The following is a 22,042-nucleotide window of genomic DNA, read 5'->3' as shown; positions in this document are numbered from 1 at the left end:
AAATGCTGGGCATGCCAAATAACCCTCAAGAAGAGGGTTATTTGGCATTTATATCCATAACCCACACTACCATATCCCCAATTTCTTTAAAAGATCCGATACCGTTTCCTCTCCTTTCCTTCGGTCTTTCCTCGCGTGTTTCCTTAACAGAGACAGGAGAGATGGAAGGGCGGTTTCCATCGCTTGGGGATGCAAAAGAAACCGATGCCAATACGATTGGAGGATATTAAGCGCTTTCCATTCACTGATCTCGATTCCCTCCCGTTGATGCCAATACCTTCGGGCTTGGAACAGAAGAGTCTGCGTGACTAAAATGGCAATCAATGTCCCATATAAGTGGCATTCGAATCGTTCCTTCTTCATCTTTTTGACACGGTCAAGATCAAATAAGGATTTCCAGCCCTTAAATAACAGCTCCACTTGCCAGCGCAGCGAATACAGCTCATAAACTTGTTGCGCATCAAACGATTCTTGTGGTAAATTGGTCAGTAAGATGTGATATTTCTTTTGTTCAAGGGTTTGGCGTGACAGCGCCTTCCCTTTCTTTTTTCCTTTTTCCGCACGTACGCCAGCCGTTTTTCCCATTCTTCCGCCGTGAGACGGCGAAAAATCAGACGCGGAACATACAGGCGTTGGTGTCCGATATACACGTGTTCCACTTCCACGGCTTCCCCCTCGCCCAATCGATTTCCTATCGATTCCCAATCCCATTCGTGCCACTCCCCGTCCTGCTTGATATAGACTTTGATATCGGAACGCAACCGGGTAATATAATAAGCACCTCGAGCATCGATCTCCGCCAGCGTGGCGAGTGAAAAAAACCCCAGATCCCGAATGCAAAGGTCATTCGGTAAAATCGTGTGCTGGGTATGATAAGCAAAACGGGCATCGGAATCATTGGCCTGTTGGACGCACAGCTGAAGACAGGTTCCCGATAACAGCTCATACTCAAATTGGATTTTGGCGCCAGATGAAACCGAACCTTGATAGTCCTCACCATAGTCGGTCGGAAGTAAAAAACTGGTAGAGTCTAAGATCCGCAGACGGGTGAAACAAGCGCGATACGTTTCGGTGATGGAAGAGAGTGCCGGACGTTGATGCATCAGGAGAGTAAAAAAGACCTCTTTTAAAAACGCCACGGCACGAGGCGTAAACCGCTGATTCAGTCCTTCATTCGAGAGAGAGCAATCATGCCAGAGCGCCAAATCGGCACACAACCGCTGAAGCGACTGACAGGCGAGCGATCCGTCTCCCCAAGCACATAGCGTCAGAAAGGCTTCCGCTGTTAATGAACGCTGCCGCTGAATGAATCCGACTTTCCGTGCCAGACGGGTCAGTTCTTCATAGGAGAAGAGTTGACGAATCGTTTTTATCCATGCCTTCATCTTTTTTGCCATCAAAAAAAATCCTTTCCACCGATGATTTTCGTTAGAAAGGATACCATGTTTTTGGCGCTGAAAAAAGATCAAATTCTTAACTTGATGGCTATGAGGTGGAACACCTAGACGATTTAGTTTATGATCCAATGTTTCTGTAATATATTACCAAATTGTGGAAATGGACTGCCGATTAAGACGTCATTGTCCTTTTAAGCTTGCTTAGAAAGATTGTATGTCTGAATATTCAGTCACATGAAATAACTGGAATTTTTATTGAGCTTGACAAACATTAAATTTTTTTATGCAACGCTACTGACATTTTTTCAAAAAAGACTGGTCAAATTTAACAAAATATTATATAGTGTGTATATAGATATACACAGTAAAACAGTTCACTTGGAGGAGATCAATATGAACGTTTGGAAGGAAGCGCTTTGGCTTGCAAAGTTTGAATTAAAAAAATTGAAATTGGGATTTGTATTGCTTGCCTTGATGGCCATCATGTTTTCGATGTTTTTCGCCACTGTCATTCCGAAAAATATGGAAAGAAGCACCGTTATGCTAGATATTTTTTTCTTTATGGTATTTGGTTTTGGAACTGCATGGATCAAACCGAAAGAATTTAATCATCAAAAAATAGGCGGCGACTTTTGGGCATCTCCTTTTTTTATTACACTTAGCCAGCTGCCGATTCAAAAGGATGTGCTCATTAAAAGCAGATTTATCATTTTTTTCGCCTTTGCCGTTCCTTACTATTTAGGGGTATCCATTCTTACTTATTCGTTTTCCCCTGATCTTAGAGCCGCGTTGGACTTAAAGGAATATTTCGCATTTATCATGATTTGGATTGGTATTGGCATTCATTTAGGAGCTTCGTTTCCAGCTAGTGATGTCGGCTACCGGCTTTCAATGGTGAGGTTTGTCCTTTATATATTCGCTTTATTCTTTGGTCTCATTTTTTTCTTTACGATATTTAACGTTTTATATGGAAACGGCTTTGTGCCTTTGACGATGCTCATGGCGGAAAAATGGCCTCTAGTAAGTATTATTGCGTCAGTTCTTTTCGCTGCTATAGGCGTGCTCTACTCGCAAAAATATATGTCCAAAAAAATTGAAAAAATGGATTATTTATTTTAAGAAGGAGGAAGTTGAATGGAGCTTCCTATTCAGATTGCAAAAGATTCTCCGGAGCCTATTTATTATCAATTGGAAGAACAAATTAAAGCGCTGATTGCAAGCGGTCAGCTTCCTGCTGGTTCGCCGCTGCCTTCGATCCGTGCCCTTTCAAAAGACCTTGAAATTAGTGTGATTACGACTAGACGCGCCTACCAAAATCTTGAATATGAAGGGTTTATCCAGACAACACAAGGGAAAGGAACGTTTGTAGCTGACATAGACGATGCTAAGAAAGAAAAAGTAAAGACAGAAACGGTGTACAAAGCTATTCAAACCGCGGTACAAACGGCGCTCCGCCATGACTATACATTTGCAGAGATTGAGCAAATCTTTCAACAAGTAATGGTTGAATTGCGAGAAAAGGAGGGTTCTTAATGCAGCCTTGGTTAGAAATCATGCAGTTAAGAAAAACGATCGATGATTTTCAATTAGGGCCAATTGATCTTTCGTTTGAGCCTGGAACGATTCATGCACTCATTGGGAAAAACGGAGCTGGTAAAAGTACATTAATGAAAATGCTGATGAATCTTGTGAAAAAAGATGAGGGGGAGATCCGCTTATTTGGTCAATCAATACAAAATCGTGATGAAAGCTGGAAGCAGCACATCTCGTACCTGCCGCAGACATTGATTGGATGCAATTCCTTTACCGGATTGGAATTGATGAAGCTCACTTCCCATTGGTATTCAACATGGGATCAGAAATATTTCGACCAGCTTGTACAAATGTTCGATATCCCTTTAAGAAAGCTATATCGAAATTTATCACAAGGTGTTCAAAAGAAATTAAGCATCGCCTTAACTTTAGCCTGCGATACCGACATTTTGATTCTTGATGAACCAACCGCTCATATGGATATCCCTTCAAAACAAATGCTGATGGATATTCTCGTAGAATGGATGGAAAGAAGCGAAAAGCTGATGATCATTGCCAGCCATCAAACAGATGATATTCGAAAGCTTGCTGATTATCTAATTGTACTGAAAAACGGGCAATTGCTTGGAAAATTTGAAAAAGAAGAATTAGCCAGCAGATATAAACGTTACTTTTTGCAGCGCCCTCTGCCAAATAAACCGATACCGGGTGAAGTTGGAAGAAAAGGAAAGCAAATTGTCATCACTCAACAACAAGAAAATACAGAACAGTATTTAATAGAGCATCAATACGATTGGATCAAAGCAGAATCATTAGAGTTGGAAGAGATTATCACGATTATGCTCAATCAACCAATTTATCAGAAAGGAACATAAATATGAACGAAACGGTTTTAACAGTCGAAAAATTAGGAAAATCATTCAAACATCAGCCGATTATCCAAAATATATCGTTTGAAGTGAAAAAAGGGGAAATTATGGCGGTATTAGGACCGAACGGGGCTGGAAAATCAACGATCATCCGCAACATTATGGGGATTATGTATCCAGATGAAGGAAGCATTACATTCCACAATAGCCAAAAAAATATGATCCCGCGCCATAAAATTGGCTATTTGCCGGAAGAACGCGGTTTATATAAAAATGTCAAAGTAATGGATATTCTCCTTTATTTAGCAGATTTAAAAAGCTACCCATTAAAAAAAGCAAAAGAGCGGGCTAAAGTCTATTTAAAAAAATTTGGCTTAGAAGGAAAAGAACAGTCATCAATTGATGAACTATCAAAAGGAATGGGACAAAAAGTACAGTTTATCGCTTCGATCCTGCATGAGCCTGAACTACTCATCTTAGACGAACCGTTTTCCGGATTAGACCCTGTGAGCCAGGAGTTATTTAAAAAAGAAATAAGAAGCTTAGCTAATAACGGCACAGCGATTCTTCTATCTTCCCATCAAATGAATATAGTAGAAGAGATGTGTGACAGATTATTTATGATCCATCGCGGCCGCAAGGTGGTTTATGGATCGATAGAGGAAGTAAAGAAAACATATGCGAATTTCAAATGTGTCATCCGCGGAAAAAATGACCGCGCCGTACTAGAACAAATTTCTGGTGTTCAACGAATAGAACAAAATGAAGATGTATCAACTCTTTATTTAACAAAAGACATTCAACCTGCCAAATGGTTAAAAAACCTTCCGGAATATATGATAATTCAAGAATTATCGCTTGACCGCATTTCCCTGCATGAAATCTTTATTGATGTTGCCACAGATCAAAATTTATTACAGGAAGCTGGTGAAAATTATGAGTAATACTATAAAAATAGCAAAATGGGAAATAAAGCGGAATTTAAAAAACAAATCATTTATCATCAGCTTGTTTATAACGCCTATTCTCTTTTTAGCTTTTTTCCTGCTCGGAAATCTTGCCAATTCAGATGAGGATCCAAGTGTAACAACTGTTTATGTCAATGATAAGCTGAATATTTTGCCAGCCTTGCAGGAAGCAGTGCAGCTTCACAACCTTCCATTCAAGCTTCAGAAAACTGGCATTGAGGAAGATAAGATAGAAGATTTGCTAAAAAATAGAGAGAATACAGCCTATTTGTTTATCGGTGAACAGTCATTAACGGATGGCGTTATCCCTGTTTACACAAGCGATGTGATTAGCCCGATGTTTACCAATCAAATTCAGCTGCTGGCAGAGCCGTTAAAAGCTTTGCAGCTGGAGCAGCTTGGTTTATCGAAAAATCAATTAGCAGCCATTTCGAAAGGAATCGTCTTTGAACAATCGACCGTTAGTGAAATCTCAAAAACTGAAGGCGGAGGAGGAGAAACGGAAAAAATTTTAGAACGCATTGTACCAGGGGCCTTTGCCAGCATCATTTTACTATCCATTGTTTTTAGCGGCATGATGATTTTTCAAAGCGCCTCGCAGGAAAAGAAAGATAAAATTGCGGAAATCATTCTTTCATCGGTCACGCCAAAAGACCTCATGCAAGGTAAAATTATTGGTTATTTCCTATTAGGAATGTTACAAGTTGTTGTATTTTTCATTTTTATCATTCCAATCGTTTTATGGAAAATTGATGTTCCGATATTTCACTATTTGTTCGTTCCTCATCTTTTTCTTTTCATCGGGATTGCCCTTTTAGGCTACTTGCTGTTTTCGTCAATTTTTGTCGGCATCGGCGCCACAATGGCAGATATATATACCGCCGGCAACTTTCAAGGATTAGTTATCCTGCTGCCATTTTTGTCATTTGTTTTTGTCGGACCTGTGCTGACAGATCCAAGCGGGCTATGGGCGCAAATCGGCACCTATCTTCCATTCACATCACCCGCTGTTTTGATTCTTCGTTTGTCGATATTAGAGGAATGGCCATGGGCGGAAATTGTCATATCACTTGCAATCTTAATAATAAGTGTTTGGATCTTTATGAAACTAGCTGGAAAAATATTTAAAGTCGGCATCTTAATGTACGGAAAAAATGCCACGCCAAAAGAAATATGGACTTGGATCAGACAATGATCAAAATAAAAAAATCGGCTAAACGCCGATTTTTTTATGGTTTGGTGAAGATGAATAACATTTGCAAGCTGCGTAGTTATGATCGATCTTTATTCCCAAAATACCGGTTCGCCTTCGATACGGCAAGGCTTGGGCTGATAGATGTCTTCTTTTGTTTTAAGATAGTGATGAATTCTTTCTACATTGGCTGTAAAAGCATTGCTTGCGATATCGCATCCTAAAAAGCGGCAGTTGTTTTTTATGGCTGCAATAGCTGACGATCCGCTCCCTAAAAACGGGTCGCAAACCGTAAATCCCTCTTCGGCACTTGCATAAATCATCGCTTGGAACAGCTCAACCGGTTTTTGCGTCGGATATTTCGAATGGTGAATTCGTTTAAACCGCCATACATCCGGAAAAGACCGGTTTCTAATTTTGCGGTTGTTTCCGTTCGTAGCAAAAATAATATATTCGTGCCTTCTTCTAAAATAATGCCCCATTCCCATATTGATTTTATCCCAAGTGATGATGTTTTTTACGTCAAAGTACTCTCTCATTAAATGCCCTAAGCTTAATAAAGAAAAAGAATCAAACATGATGTAAATGTGCCCTGTATCTTTTTTCAGCACCCTCTTGCACTCTTGTAAAAAGAGATGATAGTTTTCTTCACTGTCTTCAAATTCCGCAAACCATTTCCCATTTTCCGTTCCCTTTTGCTTATATTCACCGACGATTCTGCCCTTCCCGAGCTTCAGCTTGTTATTCATTCCAGAATAAGCAGGGTCTGTTACAATCAAGTCGATGCTTTCATCTTTTAAAGACTTTAAAAAGGATATACAATCATTTAGTTCAATTTTTACTTCGAGATTGTTTCCATATTTAAACGTTCTCACAGATGCAGTTTCTGTGTCCATATCCAAACACCCTTTTAAAAATAAACGAGATAACTATTTTATCATACTATAGAAGAACGTATATTCTCAACCGATTTAGCTCGTATCTAGCATTTGGCGCAGCGACTTTCAGTGGATTGTTGTCTTGCCTATTTATTTTAATTTTCGTATTTGGGCGTTATCGCGTGCAGATTATCTGATTATGCTTATGACCTTCTCCGCATAATCCTCTGGGGACGTTATTTCCTTCTTGATCTCTGTCCAGTTTGCTCGTCCAATCAAAGTTTTCCAACCTACAGCCAAGGTATTTATCATGCACTCCAAAGCTCTCCGGTTTTTTTGTTATTTTGAAACATTTTCAGCACTCACTTTCAGATGTATGTTGCTCAATTGGTTACAGTCCTAAACTGAAGAATAACTTTCCCGGTGTTTCATTCTGTTTCATGAGGATTCAACCATTAAGCCCCTATTTATTCCATATTTAATGACTTCGTCAACGAAGAAAAAAAATAACGGAAATAGCTAAAGAAAAAACTGCAAAAAACCATAATATGATAGCAGGCAATATTCCGAAGATTATATGTAGAGCAAATGCGAAAAACCTTTTGGTCATGAAATCAATTGCTATCGATATGGGTAGTCCATAAAAGAACAGCCCTACGCTTACAGATGAGATATCATGAGAAGATCGTGAAAAGAAGATCCTGTTTGTTGGTCAGAAAAAAATGCTTCTGGCGGAAATAAAATCGCTATGATAAAAGTAGAAATAACAAACGTAATGAGCGCTGTTAAAAATTTTCTTTTTATCATATTAGTTATACCCCTTATTATTACTTGTAAATAATCAAATACAAATTTGATAAGTAAAAAATACATAAAAAATGTTCTAATATGATTGCCTGTGTAGATGGTGAAGGAGCTTAAAATGGTCATCATGGCATTTTTGGCTATTTGGTAGCAATTATATGGACCAGTATTGCGGAATATAAAATTTCATTTTGCTGTTTGTTTTTGACGAAAAGCAGCAGCTGGAAATCAACGTAAGTTTTGTTAAGGAGGTTTGATGAAAGATTTAGTCCGCGAAACAGCTTGTTGCAATCGTTGGTGTTTTCGCTATATATTTCTACTAAAACCTTTCTTTTGGCTGTAACTTCTCCTAATTTATTTCCAGGGTTGAATATACCGATGTGAGAGCCTCTTCAAATGATAAAAGCCTGTAGAATTCCAATAATGAATTCTGCAGGCTTTGCCCTAGCTGGATACTTTCCGTAAACCCTTCTCCAATATATTTAAATATGAAACAACGGATAGCATAAATCCCCGCTTTTTATGAATTCGTCGTTACCAACCGATTGCCGCACCGTCTCCTCTTGGATCAACCCCGCCGTGTAAAAAGCTTTGTTCATCAATTAATATGGCGTTGGCATGACCCATTATTTTATCAATAGGTTCAACAACTTTCACAAGATGGCCAGCTTTGATCATCGATTCGATCACTTCTTTTGAGATGCGGCCTTCCATCTTCAATTCTTCCGTCTCTTCTCCCCACGTTCTTCCCCACACAAACCTTGGCTCATATATTGCTTCTGCAGGGCTCATTCGATAATCAATCATTCTTGTAATGATAGCTGTTTGTGTTTGCGGCTGTCCTTCTCCTCCTTGTGTTCCGTATAAAATATACGGCTTTCCATCTTTAAAAGCCATTGCAGGCATCAGCGTGTGGAACGTTCTTTTTCTCGGCGCCAAGCAATTGACATGCGAACGATCAAGAGAAAAGAACGATCCTCTGTTTTGCATTAAAATCCCTGTGTCACCAGCAACAACACATGAACCGAATTCAAAATAAAGACTTTGTATAAAGGAAACCGCATTCCCCTCTTCATCCACGACAGCCGCATGGGCAGTGTCGTTTCCGACAGGCTGAGTCTTCACTTCGCTTGCATTTGTCAGACTGATCGATTCGGCCAGCTTTTTCGCATATGTTTTGCTTAACAATTTATCAAGCGGAATCTGGTAGAATTCGGGATCTGTCAATACTTTGTTTCGGTCTTGAAAGCTTTTTTTCAATGATTCTGTCAAAAGGTGATAATACTGAAAAGAACCGTGCGGAATCGTTTTAAAATCAAAGTTTTCTAAAATATTTAGCGCCATTAGCCCGGCAAAGCCTTGTGAATTGGGCGGAACCTGATACATGGTATAACCGCGGTAAGTTCCGCTCAGCGGTTCGACCCAATCTCCGTGATGATCCGCAAAATCATCCTCTATTAAAATCCCGCCTTTTTCTCGAAGGCTTGATACAATGCGTTTTGTTAAACTGCCTTTGTAAAAATGATCTCTTCCTTTGTTCGCTAACTCTTTCAATGTATCCGCCAATTGCTTCTGAATAAATTTTTCATTTATGCTCGGAATTCGATGATGAGGCAGGAAAATCGATGATGTTTCCGGAAATTCTCGCAGAATTTGAACATTTTTTTGCGTGTTGACATATTGATCCTTTGAAAAAGGGAATCCATTTTCCGCATATTCGATAGCAGGCTCTAAAACCTCCGCCAATGAAAGTCTTCCGTATTCTTTTATGATGGCATCCCAACTGTCAACCATTCCCGGCACGGTGATAACACTTGGAATGCCTCGATACGGAATGGCGGGTAAACCTTCGTATTTTTCAGGCGTGGCGTTATAGCCTGACCGGCCGCTGCCGTTATACGCACGAACTGCTTGATCCTTTTTGCTGTAAAACAGCCAAAAAGAGTCTCCTCCGATCCCTGTCATGTGCGGATAAACGACCGCTAAGCAGGCGCTGGCCGCTACCGCTGCATCGAAGGCGTTGCCCCCTTTTTGCAGTATGCGGCAACCGGCTGCCGATGCTAAATAATGCGGACTGACAACCATACTTTTCGTTCCGATCATTGATTGGCTCATTTTACTTGTTCCTCCCCCGGTTTGTAGTATTGAACGAAATGGGTCATGCGATTTGAACCTTCCGTAAATAGAAATAAAACAGCGCCGATGATTAGCAAAACACCTGACAAATAAAAGCCGATTTCAAGCTTGCCGGTTATATCGGCAAAATAGCCTGTAATATAAGGGGCAAAAATGGAAGAAAGCATTCCGCTGAAATTGAAAAAACCATACACTTTGGAGTACATGGATGACGGTGTAATTTCAGCCATATAAGATATTAATACGGGATCGAGCGCCAATTTTCCTAGCAGTCCGTAAAAAACTAATCCTGCTAGCAGCAAAGAATAATTTTCCGCATAAGGGATGACAAATTGGCAAACAGCTCCAGCAAAAGCTAAAAAGATGATCAGCGGCTTTTTATTTTTTACTTTATCTGAAACATATCCAAAGAAAATAGCCCCCGGAATCGAAGCCCAAGGCACTAAAGAAGATATGATCCCTGTTTGCGAGCCTTCTACCCCTTTTACCGTCTGCAAATAATAAGGCAACCAAGTAAGCATTCCGAAGAATCCATATAAAGAGCAGAAGATGAGAATGTAAACGAAAAGATGATTTTTTGTAAACAACCGTTTTAAGTTTTGGCTATCTTTCATATGAGGAACTTCTTGTTTTTTTTCATGGCTGGATTGATCTCGTACACATATTCCTATCAAAATGGCAACAATAATAGTTGGAATGGCAAATAGATAAAATGAAAATTGCCATCCTTTGTTTAAGGTATATGTGAAATAGCTAGCAGCAATAAAACCAAGAGAAATGCCGAAAGCCATTCCGCTATTGATCACTGCAGAAACGATCCCTCTGTATTTTTTAGGGGTAATGTTGGAAGAAATTCCGTATTGCGAACCGTAATAAGTGCCTTCTCCAATACCTGTTAAAGCGCGCATCAGCAAAAACAATGCAAATGAAGATGCCAATCCACTCAAAAAAGTGGTAATGCCAAATAATATATAACCAATTACTAAAACTTTCACTCTTCCAAACCGATCAGCCAAAAATCCTGTTGGAATTTGCATGATCGAATAGGCAATAAAAAATACAGTGGACATCAAACCTAATTGACTATTGTTTAAATTCCACTGCTCTCCTATTTCTCCCATCACTGGCGACAAAATATTTCGATCCGCATACATAAATACCCATCCTAGAAAAAACAAGAAAATAGCGATGGCTGGATGTGTGCGTTTCATTTTCTTCACCCCTCTCAACTTTTTTAAAAAATTTGATTTCATTATAGAAAGCTGCTGAGGAAAGTTCCTTGAATTTGTAAATTTTTTTAACAAAGTTTTTTTCGTTTCGTAAACAAATAAATATTTTCATTTTTTTATAGAAATCATAAAACATATTTTGTATACTAAAGGAAATTATAATTAGAAAATTAACTACATAACGAAATAAAGGGTGGTATGAATGGCATTCGAATACAACATTCCGAATTTAGACATAGACCACATTGATAAACAAATTTTAGAGAAGCTGCATGAAAACAGCCGGATATCGTATACCGATCTCGGAAAAGAAATCGGTTTGTCGCGAGTTGCCGTTCAGGCGAGAATAAACAACTTAATTGAAAAAGGAATTATCGAGAAATTTACGACGGTTATCAATCCGACGAAAATCGGCATTCATGTTTCCGCCTTTTTCAACGTTGAAGTGGAACCGCAATATTTAGAGGAAGTGGCAGAACAATTGGCGGAGGAGCATGCCGTTACAAGCTTGTACCATATGACTGGACCAAGCAAGCTCCATATGCATGGAATCTTTAAAAATAATCAAGAAATGGAAAATTTTTTAACAAAAAAATTGTATCCGATGCGCGGTGTCGTCAGCGTTGACTGTCAAATTCTCATTAAACGATACAAGAGCCGCATGGGAATGAAATTATAAAGGATGAGGGGGAGAAATATGCAAACTTCTTATAAAAGTCTTATCATGGCTATGCTGAGAACCGGAATTTTTGGATTCGGAGGCGGTCCTTCCGTCATACCGCTGTTCCGTTATGAAGCAGTTTCCAGATACCGTTGGGTAAAAGATGAAGAATTTGCAGAAATATTGGCGATTGCCAATACCCTGCCCGGTCCGATCGCGACAAAAATGGCCGCTTACTTAGGATATAAACAAAAAGGGGCATTAGGCGCTTTTATTTGCGTAGCAGCTCATATTTTGCCTACATGTTTGGCCATGATTCTATTATTCAAAATGGTCACAGCTTTAAGCGATTCACCTGTTATACACGGTATGATTTCTGCTGTTATGCCGGTGATCGCCGCCATGCTTGGGCAGTTGGCTTACGAATTTTCCGCAAAGGCCGTGAAAGGATTGGGAAAATGGCTTGGCGTCCTGCTGATGATTGTTTCGTTTTGCCTACTGCAAGTGATTTCGATTCATCCAGCTATTGTAATTCTAATGTTTTTAACATATGGAGCTTTCCATTTAAAACGGAAGAGCAGAAGTAAGGAGATGTCTGCATGAAAATCTGGATCAGCTTATTCATCGGTTTCTTTTTGGCCAACATACTCGGTTATGGAGGAGGACCCGCTTCCATTCCGCTTATGTATGAGGAGATTGTCAATCATTACAAATGGCTGACAAATGCAGAATTTTCCAATATGCTCGCACTGGGAAATTCTTTGCCGGGCCCTATTGCGACGAAGATCGCCGCCTATGTCGGTTATGATGTGTACGGATGGTGGGGGGCTTTCATCGCCTTGTTTGCGACTGTATTTCCGTCAGCTTTCGCTTTGATTCTGTTGTTAAAACTGATTCAACGCCACCGGGAATCTTTAGTTGTGAAAGGAATGACCTTGCTTGTACAGCCTGTTATTGCGGTCATGATGCTGCTTTTAACTTGGGAAATGATAGAAGACTCTGTCCATTCGCTCGGAATTATCCAATCGCTCATCATTGCTGCTGTATCGTTCTTTGCCTTAGAAAAATGGAAGGTTCACCCTGCCATTCTCATTATGATTTCCTTTGTTTATGGAGGAGTTGTTCTGCCCAATTTTTAAAACCGGTCTGTTTGGAGCACCAGAGAAACTGTGATTCTCAGCTTTTCGCAATACCTGAGAAAATTTTTCTGTCAAGAAATGCGCCAACTATCTTGCTTTGTTTCAATTAGAGTCGTATAATCTCTTTTTAAAAATACGAATGATTTTCTCGTATAAGTTTGGAAATACGGTCCAAACGTTTCTACCAAACTACCGTAAATAGTTTGACTACGAGAGACGATACACAACTCTCCCTGTCAAACTCAACGCGCGAGTTTACTACAGAAGGGAAAAGTGAGAATGGACAAAAACATGTTAAAGAAAAGAATCCAAGTGGCTAGCAAACAAATTCCGGCAGACATTGTGATTAAAAACGGAAAAATTGCCGATGTTTTCAATTTAGAAATTTTGCATGGAGACATCGCCATTGCGGACGGAGTGATTGCTGGAATCGGAGAATATGATGGGGTAAACATCATTGATGCCGAGAATAAATTCATCGTTCCAGGTTTCATCGACTCTCATGTCCATATTGAATCTTCGATGGTGACACCGAAGGAGTTCTCCAAAGCAGTTCTGCCCCACGGTGTGACAACCGTTATTATAGATCCACATGAAATTGCCAATGTCGAAGGAACGCGAGGCATTTCTTTTATGCTGGAGGATTCAGAAGGCTTAGATTTAGATGTGTATTGCATGCTGCCTTCCTGCGTTCCGGCGACTTCGTTTGAAAATGCCGGCGCTGTGTTAAATGATGATGAACTTGCACCTTTTTACAAGCATCCTCGGGTGCTCGGGCTTGCGGAAGTGATGGATTTCCCAGGTGTTCAAAATTTAGATGACCGCATCATTGACAAGCTTTTAGCGGCATCAGCATATAAGATCGACGGACACGGCGCAGGTCTTGGCATTGAAGGAGTCAATGTTTACAGAGCGGCCGGCATTCAAACAGATCATGAATGTGTGACAAAAGAGCAAGCAAAAGACCGCCTTGCTCGCGGAATGTACGTCATGATCCGTCAAGGATCTGCTGCAAAAAATTTGCCAGAACTAATCGGCGTGGTCAATGAAAAAAATAGCCACCGCTGCCTATTTTGTACGGATGACAAACATTTAGACGACTTAATTGCCGAGGGAAGCATTGACTACAATATTCGTCTTGCCGTCGAACACGGACTTGATCCTCTCATCGCAATTCAAATGGCAACGATTAATGCCGCCCAATGTTTCGGACTATCGCAAAAAGGAGCGATCGCACCTGGATATAGAGCAGATCTTGTCATAGTAGATAACTTCAAAGCTTTTACGATTGAAAAAGTTTTGAAAGCCGGAAAAGTGATAGCGGAAAACGGTCAATATATAGGATCTATAGATCAACCAAAACCTTCCGTTTTATCAAGAAATTCTGTCAATCTAAACATAAACGAGGTTACAAAAGAACGGTTGGCCATTCACGTAAAAAATAATCAAAAAGCGCATGTAATAGAAATTATTCCGAATCAAATTGAAACGGTTAAAAGAATGATGGAAGTTCCGAGCGACGGTGTTTGCTTCATCCCTTCCATTGAAAAAGATTTGGCAAAACTGGCTGTACTCGAACGCCATAAAAATACTGGAAACATTGGCCTTGCCATTGTAAAAGGATTAGGCTTAATCGGCGGTGCAGTCGCCACAACCGTCGCCCACGATTCCCATAATGTGATCGTTGCCGGCACAAACGATGAGGATATGATCTGCTCCATTCAAGAGATAAAGAGAATCGGCGGTGGGCTAGTAGTTGTGAATGATGGAAAAACGCTCGCCTCTTTGCCGCTTGTGATCGGCGGATTGATGTCAGATCAAGCATATCCAATCGTCGCCCATCAACTCGATGAATTGAACAGCAGCTTGCACAAAGTGAGCAAACATCGGCATTTCAATCTCTTCCTCACGCTCTCTTTTTTAAGTTTGCCTGTCATTCCAGAGCTTAAAATTACAGATTTAGGATTATTTGACGTCACAACGTTTCAGCACATAGAAGTTGCAGCCGAGCACGGCGTTTAAATATCGTGTAAAAAATGATTGTATGGGCTGCAAAACACATAAAAAAAGAAAACTCCGGCAAGGGAGATTGGCTCATCTGCCGGAGTTTCATTTGCCTTTTTTCGCTTAGAGTTTAAATTCTTTAAGCCTGCTAAAGCTTTCCAATACGTGTCAGAAATGATTCATTCATAAATTCGCAGGAGATGTTTTTTTACACGCTTGGCCGATAGCTTAACCGTTTTTTCCGCCGGACTTTATCCCGTTCCAAAATCCTTTGCTCGATCAATAGAATTCACCTTTTTGCCAGCTCGCTCCGGTCAAAATCAAACAAATTATACAGCTTGTATGCCATCATGAGCTCAAAGCGCATATCTGCATGATTTAAATCAACATTGAGTATTTCTTCAACACGTTCAATGCGATATTCAAGTGTGCTGCGGTGTATAAATAATTCTTTCGAAGCTTCGCGGTAAATCAAAAGGATTTTTGCAGCGCTTCGGCCATGGTCATACGATTAAATTCGGCAGGTTGTTTTCCTTCAACATTGTCAATTGATATTTTGAATGGTGCTATGACATGATCCGATCACTTAAAAGTTTTCCTTCACCAACATCAACTAACATCCTTGTCGCCTGCTTTGTGTGTGCAAAATTTCGTCATTTTTTTTATCCATAAATGCAGATTTTCCCCAAAAAGACCATATACACGCTTCTTGCAACTCCGCATCATTTCAGCTGCCCATCTATTCGAGAAAAACAGGATGCCTTTTAAATCGCATCATTTTTTTGAAAACCGCTCTCCTTCTCAAGAGGAAAGAAGTCCCTTATATCGTAACTTATGGTGCGGCGGAAAATGCGGCTTTCTTCACGTCATCTGCTTCACATATAATCCACTTTTTTCCGTTCTTACCCTGCTTTTATTTTTTCATAAGCTTCATCATATTTTTTCGCCAGTTCGAAATCAAGCTTTGTGAGTCCTTTCGCTCTCTGAGACGAAATTTTTACCGTGATGAACTTATAGTCAATAGAAATGAAGGGATGATGGTTTACTTCTTCAGAAATGTCCGAAATTTTCCGCACGAATTCGATTTCTTGCAAATCATCTTGAAAGAGGTACTTTCTTGCAATCCATCGCTCTTCAAGAAGCTTCCAATCTTCCATCTCTTGTAAAAGAGATTGCACTTCTTCATCTGTTAACCGCATGACCGTTTCCTCCCGGATTTTTATAAAAAAACAGACAGCTAAAATCACAGTGCAAAAAAGATTGCCATATGAATGTAAAGAGGCGAACAAACATATCAGATTTCCGTTTATTTTCTTAGAAAAAAGATTTGCTTTGAAACCGTTCCATTTCCCGATAAATACACTCGATGTCTACATGCTTCCGGAGACAATCGGCAAGCCGGTCAAAGGCTTCTTCACGAATGTTTTTCATTGATGGCCGCTCATAAATCGCCGGAAGACCTTTTCTTTTCCTTATCAAATTCAAAAATGCCGTTCGAAACTCATCGTTATGAAATATGCCATGAAAATACGTTCCAATTAGGAGGCTGTCTTGGCTTATGCAGCCGTCAACTCCTTCTTCGGTCGTAATAAATGGCGATACGTCCCCTTCATAAGAAGTTGTTCCCATATGAATTTCATAGCCTTCCACCGGCACATTACAATCAGCCAAGTGGGCCATCCCTGTTGTAAGAGTCGTCCTTTTCTCTTTCATCATAGCGGTGCGAATCGGGAAAAATCCGAATCCGTTTGCGCTCCCTATCGTTGTTTCTACGTGATGTGGGTCTGAAATCTCCCTTCCGAGCATTTGATAACCGCCGCATATGCCGACAATGACTGATTTTTTCGCACGATAAAGCTTTTCTATCGCATCCACAAAGCCGGATTTTCGCAAAAGCAATAAGTCCTCAATTGTATTTTTCGTTCCCGGCAAAATGACAACATCCGGTTCTCTGAGTTCATTTGCCTCCTTTACATAGCGAACATGGCAATCCTTTTCATATAGAAACGGGTCAACATCGGTAAAGTTCGAAATGTGAGGAACATGAATAACAGCAATATCAATCTCGCTAGTTTTCTCATTTGTACGTGGAAACGTATCTAATATGACGGCGTCTTCCGCCTCAATGTTTAAATTAGAAATATATGGTACGACCCCTAAAACCGGTTTGCCCGTATACTCTTCAAACCAGCGAAGTCCCGGCTCCAGCAAGGAAATATCCCCGCGAAACTTGTTAATCACTACCCCAATTACGCGATCGCGATCTTCAGGCTCAAGCAGCTGCAATGTTCCTACTAAACTCGCAAATACACCGCCTCTGTCAATGTCGCCGACAAGAATGACAGGAGCGTTTGTTAAACGGGCAATGCGCATATTGACAAGCTCGCGATCATTTAAGTTAATTTCCGCAGGGCTCCCCGCTCCTTCTATAACGATTCGCTCATATGTACTTGCCAAATGATGATACGCTTCTTTAATCACCTGCAAACCAAGTTCAAAAAACTCCTGCCGATACGCTGCTGCCTTATAATTTTGATACGGCTTACCGTTCACAACAATTTGTGAAGTGTGATCGCTCACAGGCTTGATCAAAATCGGGTTCATATCCGCCGTTGCGACCGTTCTTGCCGCCTCCGCCTGCACTCCTTGGGCGCGGCCGATTTCCTTGCCGTCAACGGTAATATACGAATTGAGTGACATATTTTGTGATTTAAACGGTGCCGTCCGATACCCGTCCTGCGCAAAAATTCGGCAAAAACCTGTCGCAATCACGCTTTTTCCCGCATCGGAATGCGTACCTTGAATCATGATGGGCAATGCTTTATTCATCTGTTTTTCTCCTCTCACAACCATTCACAATTGTTTCGCAAATTCCGAGTATGAAGCACCGCCGTATGAAAAGGCGGGCTAATAAATCAGGACTGCATGTAAATCATTTATCTTCGAAAAAAACACGGTGGCTTTTTTTTCATTGATCACGCCGATCAATTCAGGCAAATTTTTGACAGCAGATCTTTGACGAATCATCACGTACATTCCACGGGAAAGTCGGTCTCTTGCTTGCTTTTTTGTCGCACATTTTTAACTCACCCACATGATGCCAATTTCCCGACATTGCTTGCCGTTCCAACAATGATGATTCTTTTCCAACATTTTCACACGGTAACTTTTTGGTTGGATTCTACTGTTTCAACAACGATGATTTATTTCCAACTCATTCATGCTCCCTTTTCAAAAATTGATGATGACTGAAGTATTATAACATCCTTCATTTTCCGCTAGTATCATGATGCACGAGATGATCAAAAATAATTGCTGTTTCTTTGCTAAATAAAAAATCCCGCATATACAGTGATCGTGATCTGTAAGTTAAGGCATATCTTTATGTGTCCAATCGTTTGATAGACTCAGCACTTAAGATCACCGGCACCTCATTTTTTGAATAAAGTTCTGTTTAATGCTGGAACATACATAGCTAAAAACACAGACCGACCGAGGCTGAAAACAATAAAAGCAAGCCACAAACCGTGGTTATAATACATCGGAATCAAAATGAAAAGACAAACAATATATACTGCAAGAGAAATCAGCATGGAATTGCGAATCGGATTGGTCATGGTCGCTCCTGTAAAAACACCGTAGAGAATTAAACCGAAGCTTGCCGCAAGTGGAAATATCGTGACCCAAATACTGTAGGAGCTGGCCAGTTCGATCACATTCTGATTTTTCGTAAAAACAGGAATGATCGAATCTTTAAACAGTATATAAATAAGCATCATAAACAAGGGGGAAATTATCGCCCATTGCCCTGTCAACGATAAAGTGCGTTTATACAAAGCTTCATCCTTTGCACCGACAGCTTTTCCGACGAGAATACTGCTGGCATTGGCAAATCCATCTAAAAAGTACGCCATGATATAATGAATTTGAATGAGAACGGCATTGGCTGCCAGTATTTCGGTACCAAAAGAGGCACCTCTCGCTGTAAAAAGATTAAACACGGTTAACAAACAAATCGTGCGAATAAGCAAATCCCGATTGACCTCCATCATCTTCTTAAATTCTCCTGCATTCCACAGCTCGCTGCTAGGAATGGAGAAAAGGCGAAGATCGGAAGACTTTAACACGATATACATTCCAATGAGAAATGCAGCCACTTCTGAAATCAATGTAGCGGCGGCTACACCATTCACATCTTGATGAAAAACGTTCACAAACAACAAATCAAGTACAACATTTAATAGATTCATAAATACTTGTAAAAATAGCGAAATTTTAACACGAGACATTCCCATGAGCCATCCTAGAATGACGTAATTCGCCAGCGTAAACGGGGCTCCCCAAATGCGGATCGAAAAATATTCGTCCGTGAAAGTCATGACTTTCTCATCCGGATGAATAAGCGTTAATGCGATATGCTTCATCGGCCATTGAACGAGGATAAATAGAATGCCGACGGCTAACGCAATGAGGAACGGTCTTACGAAATATAAAAAACATTGCTTGGCATCTTGCGCACCATAAGCTTGTGCGGCAAAGCCGGACGTACTGACCCGCAAAAAGCCAAACAACCAATACATCGTATTAAAAATCATCGTCCCTACAGCTACGCCGCCAATATACGCTGGATCAGGAAGCTGTCCCACTACTGCCGTATCGACAGTTCCTAATAACGGGGTGGTGATCGTTGAAATGATAAGCGGAATCGCCAAAGATAGATAAGTTCGGTGAGTCATTATTATCCCCCTTAACCTTCAAACAAGTGAATGAGCATTTTTGTATATGGGTGGCGGGCTTGAGAGAATATATCATTCTTTTGAAAGTAGTCAATAAAAGCCCCATCTTTCATTACCAAAATGCGCTCGCTTAAAAAATGAACCGACGGGAGATCATGGGAAATAAATAGATAGGATAATTCCAATTGTTTTTGCAGCTCCTTTAAAAGAGTTAATATTTGCCCTTGTGTATAGACATCTAAGCTTGCTGTCGGTTCATCTAAAATGATCAAAGACGGCTGGATGCTAATCGCACGAGCAATGGCAACACGTTGTTTTTGCCCTCCGCTTAACTCGTGGGGATAGCGATAAAGATAGCGGTCCGCCATCCCAACCATCTCTAGCAGCCGCTTTGCGCATAATTCACGGTGCTCTCTTACATCCTGCAAATAAATGGGGCAGATATTACGATGTGTATCTAATGCCTCCATGACAGAATCGATGATCTTTCGTTTTGGATTTAAAGCCGCTGCCGGATTTTGAAACACCGCTTGCATACAATGGCGAATTTTTCGAATTTCTCTTTTAGTCATTTTATGCAATGGTTGGTCATGTAAAAAAATTTCGCCTTCGCTTATTTTTTCTAACATAAGCAAGCAGCGCGCCAATGTACTTTTCCCGCTGCCGCTTTCACCGACAAGCCCGACGCATTCGCCTTTTTGTATCGATATCGACACCCCGTTGACTGCTTGATGACCTGAAGCATAAATTTTTTTGATATTTTTGGCCAATAATAGATCTGCCATTATGACATATTCCTTTCCATTGCAAAATCCAGTTTAACAGGCGAGGCAATACGCCTCATCGCTGGTACAACGCTGAATGACCGCTCGGCCTTCACGTGATCACTTCATGCATTTTATTCGGCAAGGTTGGAGCGGCACTCAATAATTGCTTGGTATAAGGATGACGAGGATGGTGAATAACATTTGTTTTCGTCCCTGTTTCGACAATCTCCCCTTTCTTCATTACTGCAACAGTATCGGAATATTTCCTAGCAAGCCTCAAATCATGTGTAATAAATAATATTGCACAATTGATTTTCTCTTTGATATTCGCGATGACCTCTAACACATGTGCTGCTGTCATACTGTCAAGCGCAGTGGTAGGCTCATCAGCAATAAGCAATTTCGGATTCAGCATAATGGCCATAGCAATGGATGCACGCTGCAGCTGTCCGCCACTTAATTGAAAAGGGTAACTATTGTAGACGCGTTTTGCAGGGAGTTGTACGTCTTCCAATGCTTGAAAAGCGATTTCTTTTCTTTCGTTTTTAGTTAAAGAACAATGAGCTTGGATCATTTCATCCATTTGCTTACCGATTTTTATAAAAGGTGTAAACGAGCTTTGATAGTCTTGGAAGACATAAGATATTTCTTTTCCCCGTAAATTCTGAAATTCTTTTTTCGATAAATGAGTCATATCCTTGTTGTCAAACTGAATATGCCCGGTGGCTATCCACATTTCTTTCGGCAGAAGCCCTCCAATCGCAGAAGCTGTGATGCTTTTGCCGCTGCCGCTTTCGCCAATTAATGTAAACCATTCTCCTTTTCTGGCAGTTATATTCACATTTTCAACAATCGGCTTATTTCGAAAATTAATTTGCATTTGATCAATAGTTAATAATGACATACCATCTCCCCTTTATCCTTTTACATCAAAACGGTCTCGCAATACATCACCAGCTAAATTAGAAACTAGAACAGTAAACATAATGGCAATTCCAGGAATAAACATTAAATATGGCGAGGTGTGAAAATATGGTGTACTTTCGTTCAACATCGCCCCCCATTCAGGAGTTGGCGGCTGCGCTCCTAAGCCGATGTAAGATAAGGAAGCGATCAACAAAATAATTTTTCCAAGATCCAACGTCGCTAAAACGAACACATTTCCCACGACATGGGGCAGCAAATGCTTACGGATAATTTGAAATGTGCTTAAACCATTGACAACCGCCATTAAAATGTAATCTTTTTCTTTCTCAGATAACACCGTGCTGCGGACAAGCCGCACATAGCTTCCCCATTTCGCTACAACGATTGCAAAAATTAAATTTAACATACCGGGGCCTAAAATACCGCTCAGTACAATTGCGACAATAAAATCAGGGAAAGCTAGAAAAGCGTCTATGATTCTCATCAAATAACGATCGAAACGGCCTCCGACAAATCCTGAAAACATGCCTAACGGAACGCCGATCAACAAAACAATGCCCAATACGAGAATACTCGTTCCGACCGTTACTTGCCCTCCCGCTAGTATGCGAGAAAATAAGTCTCGCCCCAAATAATCCGTTCCGAAAAAATGCTCCGCACTTGGTTTCAGCAGACGTTCATTCATATTGATTTGCAACGGATCATATGGAGCAAGCAGCGGAGCTGTCAAGATGACAAGAAAAAAGGCAAATAGTATAAAAAGAAGCGTTCGTGAGTGCGTCCAATACATTTGTCTAAACAT

22 protein-coding genes, 1 pseudogene and 1 riboswitch are annotated in these 22,042 nt (G+C 40.5%); of the genes and pseudogenes, 10 read left to right on the top strand and 13 right to left on the bottom strand.

What is annotated here, in order from left to right; translation table 11 throughout:
- The first annotated feature begins 2 nt into the window (after nt 1-2).
- The gene (locus NSR00_RS02815; RefSeq protein ID WP_211278792.1) at nt 3-230 is read left to right on the top strand and encodes a hypothetical protein; all 228 of its coding nucleotides are present in this window, start codon (nt 3-5) and stop codon (nt 228-230) included.
- A gap of 139 nt (nt 231-369) precedes the next feature.
- On the opposite strand, the pseudogene NSR00_RS02810 reads toward NSR00_RS02815, so the two are convergent.
- Nucleotides 370-585: pseudogene (locus tag NSR00_RS02810) on the bottom strand (transposase); the annotation flags it as partial.
- Nucleotides 486-1,397 (bottom strand): IS4 family transposase, encoded by a 912-nt coding sequence (locus NSR00_RS02805; protein ID WP_340786843.1) that lies wholly within the window; start codon nt 1,395-1,397, stop codon nt 486-488. The gene NSR00_RS02805 and the pseudogene NSR00_RS02810, both read right to left, overlap by 100 nt.
- 393 nt (nt 1,398-1,790) lie before the next feature.
- On the opposite strand from NSR00_RS02805, the gene NSR00_RS02800 reads away from it, so the two are divergent.
- The 5 genes from NSR00_RS02800 to NSR00_RS02780 are packed head-to-tail and all read left to right on the top strand — an operon-like array spanning nt 1,791 to nt 5,962.
- Nucleotides 1,791-2,516: a hypothetical protein gene (locus tag NSR00_RS02800; RefSeq protein WP_340786841.1), complete on the top strand. Its 726-nt coding sequence runs from the start codon at nt 1,791-1,793 to the stop codon at nt 2,514-2,516.
- A 15-nt stretch (nt 2,517-2,531) separates the two neighbouring features.
- On the top strand, nt 2,532-2,930 hold the full coding sequence (locus NSR00_RS02795; RefSeq protein WP_094245615.1) for a GntR family transcriptional regulator: 399 nt from the start codon (nt 2,532-2,534) through the stop codon (nt 2,928-2,930).
- The gene (locus NSR00_RS02790) at nt 2,930-3,805 is read left to right on the top strand and encodes an ABC transporter ATP-binding protein (protein WP_340786837.1); all 876 of its coding nucleotides are present in this window, start codon (nt 2,930-2,932) and stop codon (nt 3,803-3,805) included. The genes NSR00_RS02795 and NSR00_RS02790 overlap by 1 nt, the downstream gene beginning before the upstream one ends.
- A 2-nt stretch (nt 3,806-3,807) precedes the next feature.
- A complete protein-coding gene (locus tag NSR00_RS02785) occupies nt 3,808-4,743 on the top strand; it encodes an ABC transporter ATP-binding protein (protein ID WP_327873956.1) in 936 nt (311 codons plus the stop codon).
- Nucleotides 4,736-5,962 (top strand): ABC transporter permease, encoded by a 1,227-nt coding sequence (locus NSR00_RS02780; protein ID WP_340786833.1) that lies wholly within the window; start codon nt 4,736-4,738, stop codon nt 5,960-5,962. The genes NSR00_RS02785 and NSR00_RS02780 overlap by 8 nt, the downstream gene beginning before the upstream one ends.
- A gap of 89 nt (nt 5,963-6,051) precedes the next feature.
- On the opposite strand, the gene NSR00_RS02775 is transcribed toward NSR00_RS02780, so the two are convergent.
- The 4 genes from NSR00_RS02775 to NSR00_RS02760 form a co-directional block, all read right to left on the bottom strand.
- Nucleotides 6,052-6,855 (bottom strand): DNA-methyltransferase, encoded by an 804-nt coding sequence (locus NSR00_RS02775; protein WP_340786830.1) that lies wholly within the window; start codon nt 6,853-6,855, stop codon nt 6,052-6,054.
- Between the two features lie 642 nt (nt 6,856-7,497).
- Nucleotides 7,498-7,644, bottom strand: coding sequence for a hypothetical protein (locus tag NSR00_RS02770; protein WP_327863550.1), 147 nt, complete (start codon nt 7,642-7,644; stop codon nt 7,498-7,500).
- A gap of 531 nt (nt 7,645-8,175) precedes the next feature.
- Nucleotides 8,176-9,756 (bottom strand): gamma-glutamyltransferase, encoded by a 1,581-nt coding sequence (gene ggt, locus NSR00_RS02765; protein ID WP_340786825.1) that lies wholly within the window; start codon nt 9,754-9,756, stop codon nt 8,176-8,178.
- A complete protein-coding gene (locus NSR00_RS02760; protein WP_327848204.1) occupies nt 9,753-10,988 on the bottom strand; it encodes an MFS transporter in 1,236 nt (411 codons plus the stop codon). The genes ggt and NSR00_RS02760 overlap by 4 nt, the downstream gene beginning before the upstream one ends.
- Before the next feature lie 220 nt (nt 10,989-11,208).
- On the opposite strand from NSR00_RS02760, the gene NSR00_RS02755 reads away from it, so the two are divergent.
- The 4 genes from NSR00_RS02755 to ade all read left to right on the top strand — a co-directional run bounded on the left by NSR00_RS02755 (nt 11,209) and on the right by ade (nt 14,828).
- Complete coding sequence (locus NSR00_RS02755) at nt 11,209-11,685, top strand: Lrp/AsnC family transcriptional regulator (RefSeq protein ID WP_063388247.1); 477 nt, start codon at nt 11,209-11,211, stop codon at nt 11,683-11,685.
- 18 nt (nt 11,686-11,703) lie between these two features.
- On the top strand, nt 11,704-12,270 hold the full coding sequence (locus NSR00_RS02750; protein WP_063388248.1) for a chromate transporter: 567 nt from the start codon (nt 11,704-11,706) through the stop codon (nt 12,268-12,270).
- Nucleotides 12,267-12,806, top strand: coding sequence for a chromate transporter (locus tag NSR00_RS02745; RefSeq protein WP_094245607.1), 540 nt, complete (start codon nt 12,267-12,269; stop codon nt 12,804-12,806). The genes NSR00_RS02750 and NSR00_RS02745 overlap by 4 nt, the downstream gene beginning before the upstream one ends.
- A gap of 128 nt (nt 12,807-12,934) precedes the next feature.
- Nucleotides 12,935-13,036, top strand: a riboswitch (purine riboswitch).
- Between the two features lie 49 nt (nt 13,037-13,085).
- Entirely contained in the window at nt 13,086-14,828 is a 1,743-nt protein-coding gene (gene ade / locus NSR00_RS02740) for an adenine deaminase (RefSeq protein WP_340786821.1), read from the top strand.
- A gap of 271 nt (nt 14,829-15,099) precedes the next feature.
- Here ade and NSR00_RS02735 read toward each other — a convergent pair whose 3' ends face one another.
- The 7 genes from NSR00_RS02735 to nikC form a co-directional block, all read right to left on the bottom strand.
- The gene (locus NSR00_RS02735; RefSeq protein ID WP_063388251.1) at nt 15,100-15,285 is read right to left on the bottom strand and encodes a helix-turn-helix domain-containing protein; all 186 of its coding nucleotides are present in this window, start codon (nt 15,283-15,285) and stop codon (nt 15,100-15,102) included.
- Nucleotides 15,286-15,712: 427 nt separating this feature from the next.
- Nucleotides 15,713-16,009 carry a 4a-hydroxytetrahydrobiopterin dehydratase gene (locus NSR00_RS02730; RefSeq protein WP_311067203.1) on the bottom strand — a complete coding sequence of 99 codons (297 nt, stop codon included), beginning with the start codon at nt 16,007-16,009 and terminating at the stop codon, nt 15,713-15,715.
- A 115-nt stretch (nt 16,010-16,124) separates the two neighbouring features.
- Nucleotides 16,125-17,639 carry a cobyric acid synthase gene (locus NSR00_RS02725; RefSeq protein ID WP_340786816.1) on the bottom strand — a complete coding sequence of 505 codons (1,515 nt, stop codon included), beginning with the start codon at nt 17,637-17,639 and terminating at the stop codon, nt 16,125-16,127.
- Nucleotides 17,640-18,241: 602 nt separating this feature from the next.
- The gene (locus NSR00_RS02720; protein ID WP_340786815.1) at nt 18,242-19,546 is read right to left on the bottom strand and encodes an MATE family efflux transporter; all 1,305 of its coding nucleotides are present in this window, start codon (nt 19,544-19,546) and stop codon (nt 18,242-18,244) included.
- An 11-nt stretch (nt 19,547-19,557) separates the two neighbouring features.
- On the bottom strand, nt 19,558-20,331 hold the full coding sequence (locus NSR00_RS02715; RefSeq protein WP_340786812.1) for an ABC transporter ATP-binding protein: 774 nt from the start codon (nt 20,329-20,331) through the stop codon (nt 19,558-19,560).
- Nucleotides 20,332-20,422: 91 nt separating this feature from the next.
- Entirely contained in the window at nt 20,423-21,217 is a 795-nt protein-coding gene (locus tag NSR00_RS02710; protein WP_340786811.1) for an ABC transporter ATP-binding protein, read from the bottom strand.
- 12 nt (nt 21,218-21,229) lie between these two features.
- Nucleotides 21,230-22,042 (bottom strand): nickel transporter permease, encoded by an 813-nt coding sequence (gene nikC / locus NSR00_RS02705; RefSeq protein ID WP_133309130.1) that lies wholly within the window; start codon nt 22,040-22,042, stop codon nt 21,230-21,232.

It is taken from the genome of Aeribacillus sp. FSL K6-8394, assembly GCF_038008865.1.
Taxonomy (GTDB): Bacteria; Bacillota; Bacilli; order Bacillales; family Aeribacillaceae; genus Aeribacillus; species Aeribacillus composti.
This window is presented reverse-complemented; position numbering and strand designations above follow the sequence as displayed.

Coding starts and splice junctions, on each gene's coding strand:
- NSR00_RS02795 (WP_094245615.1), top strand. CDS start 2,532: ATGGAGCTTCCTATTCAGATTGCAAAAGATTCTCCGGAGCCTATTTAT.
- NSR00_RS02750 (WP_063388248.1), top strand. CDS start 11,704: ATGCAAACTTCTTATAAAAGTCTTATCATGGCTATGCTGAGAACCGGA.
- NSR00_RS02745 (WP_094245607.1), top strand. CDS start 12,267: ATGAAAATCTGGATCAGCTTATTCATCGGTTTCTTTTTGGCCAACATA.
- NSR00_RS02760 (WP_327848204.1), bottom strand. CDS start 10,988: ATGAAACGCACACATCCAGCCATCGCTATTTTCTTGTTTTTTCTAGGA.
- NSR00_RS02710 (WP_340786811.1), bottom strand. CDS start 21,217: ATGTCATTATTAACTATTGATCAAATGCAAATTAATTTTCGAAATAAG.
- NSR00_RS02790 (WP_340786837.1), top strand. CDS start 2,930: ATGCAGCCTTGGTTAGAAATCATGCAGTTAAGAAAAACGATCGATGAT.
- NSR00_RS02805 (WP_340786843.1), bottom strand. CDS start 1,397: ATGGCAAAAAAGATGAAGGCATGGATAAAAACGATTCGTCAACTCTTC.
- NSR00_RS02815 (WP_211278792.1), top strand. CDS start 3: ATGCTGGGCATGCCAAATAACCCTCAAGAAGAGGGTTATTTGGCATTT.
- NSR00_RS02775 (WP_340786830.1), bottom strand. CDS start 6,855: ATGGACACAGAAACTGCATCTGTGAGAACGTTTAAATATGGAAACAAT.
- NSR00_RS02785 (WP_327873956.1), top strand. CDS start 3,808: ATGAACGAAACGGTTTTAACAGTCGAAAAATTAGGAAAATCATTCAAA.
- ggt (WP_340786825.1), bottom strand. CDS start 9,756: ATGAGCCAATCAATGATCGGAACGAAAAGTATGGTTGTCAGTCCGCAT.
- NSR00_RS02720 (WP_340786815.1), bottom strand. CDS start 19,546: ATGACTCACCGAACTTATCTATCTTTGGCGATTCCGCTTATCATTTCA.
- NSR00_RS02725 (WP_340786816.1), bottom strand. CDS start 17,639: ATGAATAAAGCATTGCCCATCATGATTCAAGGTACGCATTCCGATGCG.
- NSR00_RS02780 (WP_340786833.1), top strand. CDS start 4,736: ATGAGTAATACTATAAAAATAGCAAAATGGGAAATAAAGCGGAATTTA.
- ade (WP_340786821.1), top strand. CDS start 13,086: ATGGACAAAAACATGTTAAAGAAAAGAATCCAAGTGGCTAGCAAACAA.
- nikC (WP_133309130.1), bottom strand. CDS start 22,042: ATGTTTAGACAAATGTATTGGACGCACTCACGAACGCTTCTTTTTATA.
- NSR00_RS02730 (WP_311067203.1), bottom strand. CDS start 16,009: ATGCGGTTAACAGATGAAGAAGTGCAATCTCTTTTACAAGAGATGGAA.
- NSR00_RS02755 (WP_063388247.1), top strand. CDS start 11,209: ATGGCATTCGAATACAACATTCCGAATTTAGACATAGACCACATTGAT.
- NSR00_RS02715 (WP_340786812.1), bottom strand. CDS start 20,331: ATGGCAGATCTATTATTGGCCAAAAATATCAAAAAAATTTATGCTTCA.
- NSR00_RS02770 (WP_327863550.1), bottom strand. CDS start 7,644: ATGATAAAAAGAAAATTTTTAACAGCGCTCATTACGTTTGTTATTTCT.
- NSR00_RS02800 (WP_340786841.1), top strand. CDS start 1,791: ATGAACGTTTGGAAGGAAGCGCTTTGGCTTGCAAAGTTTGAATTAAAA.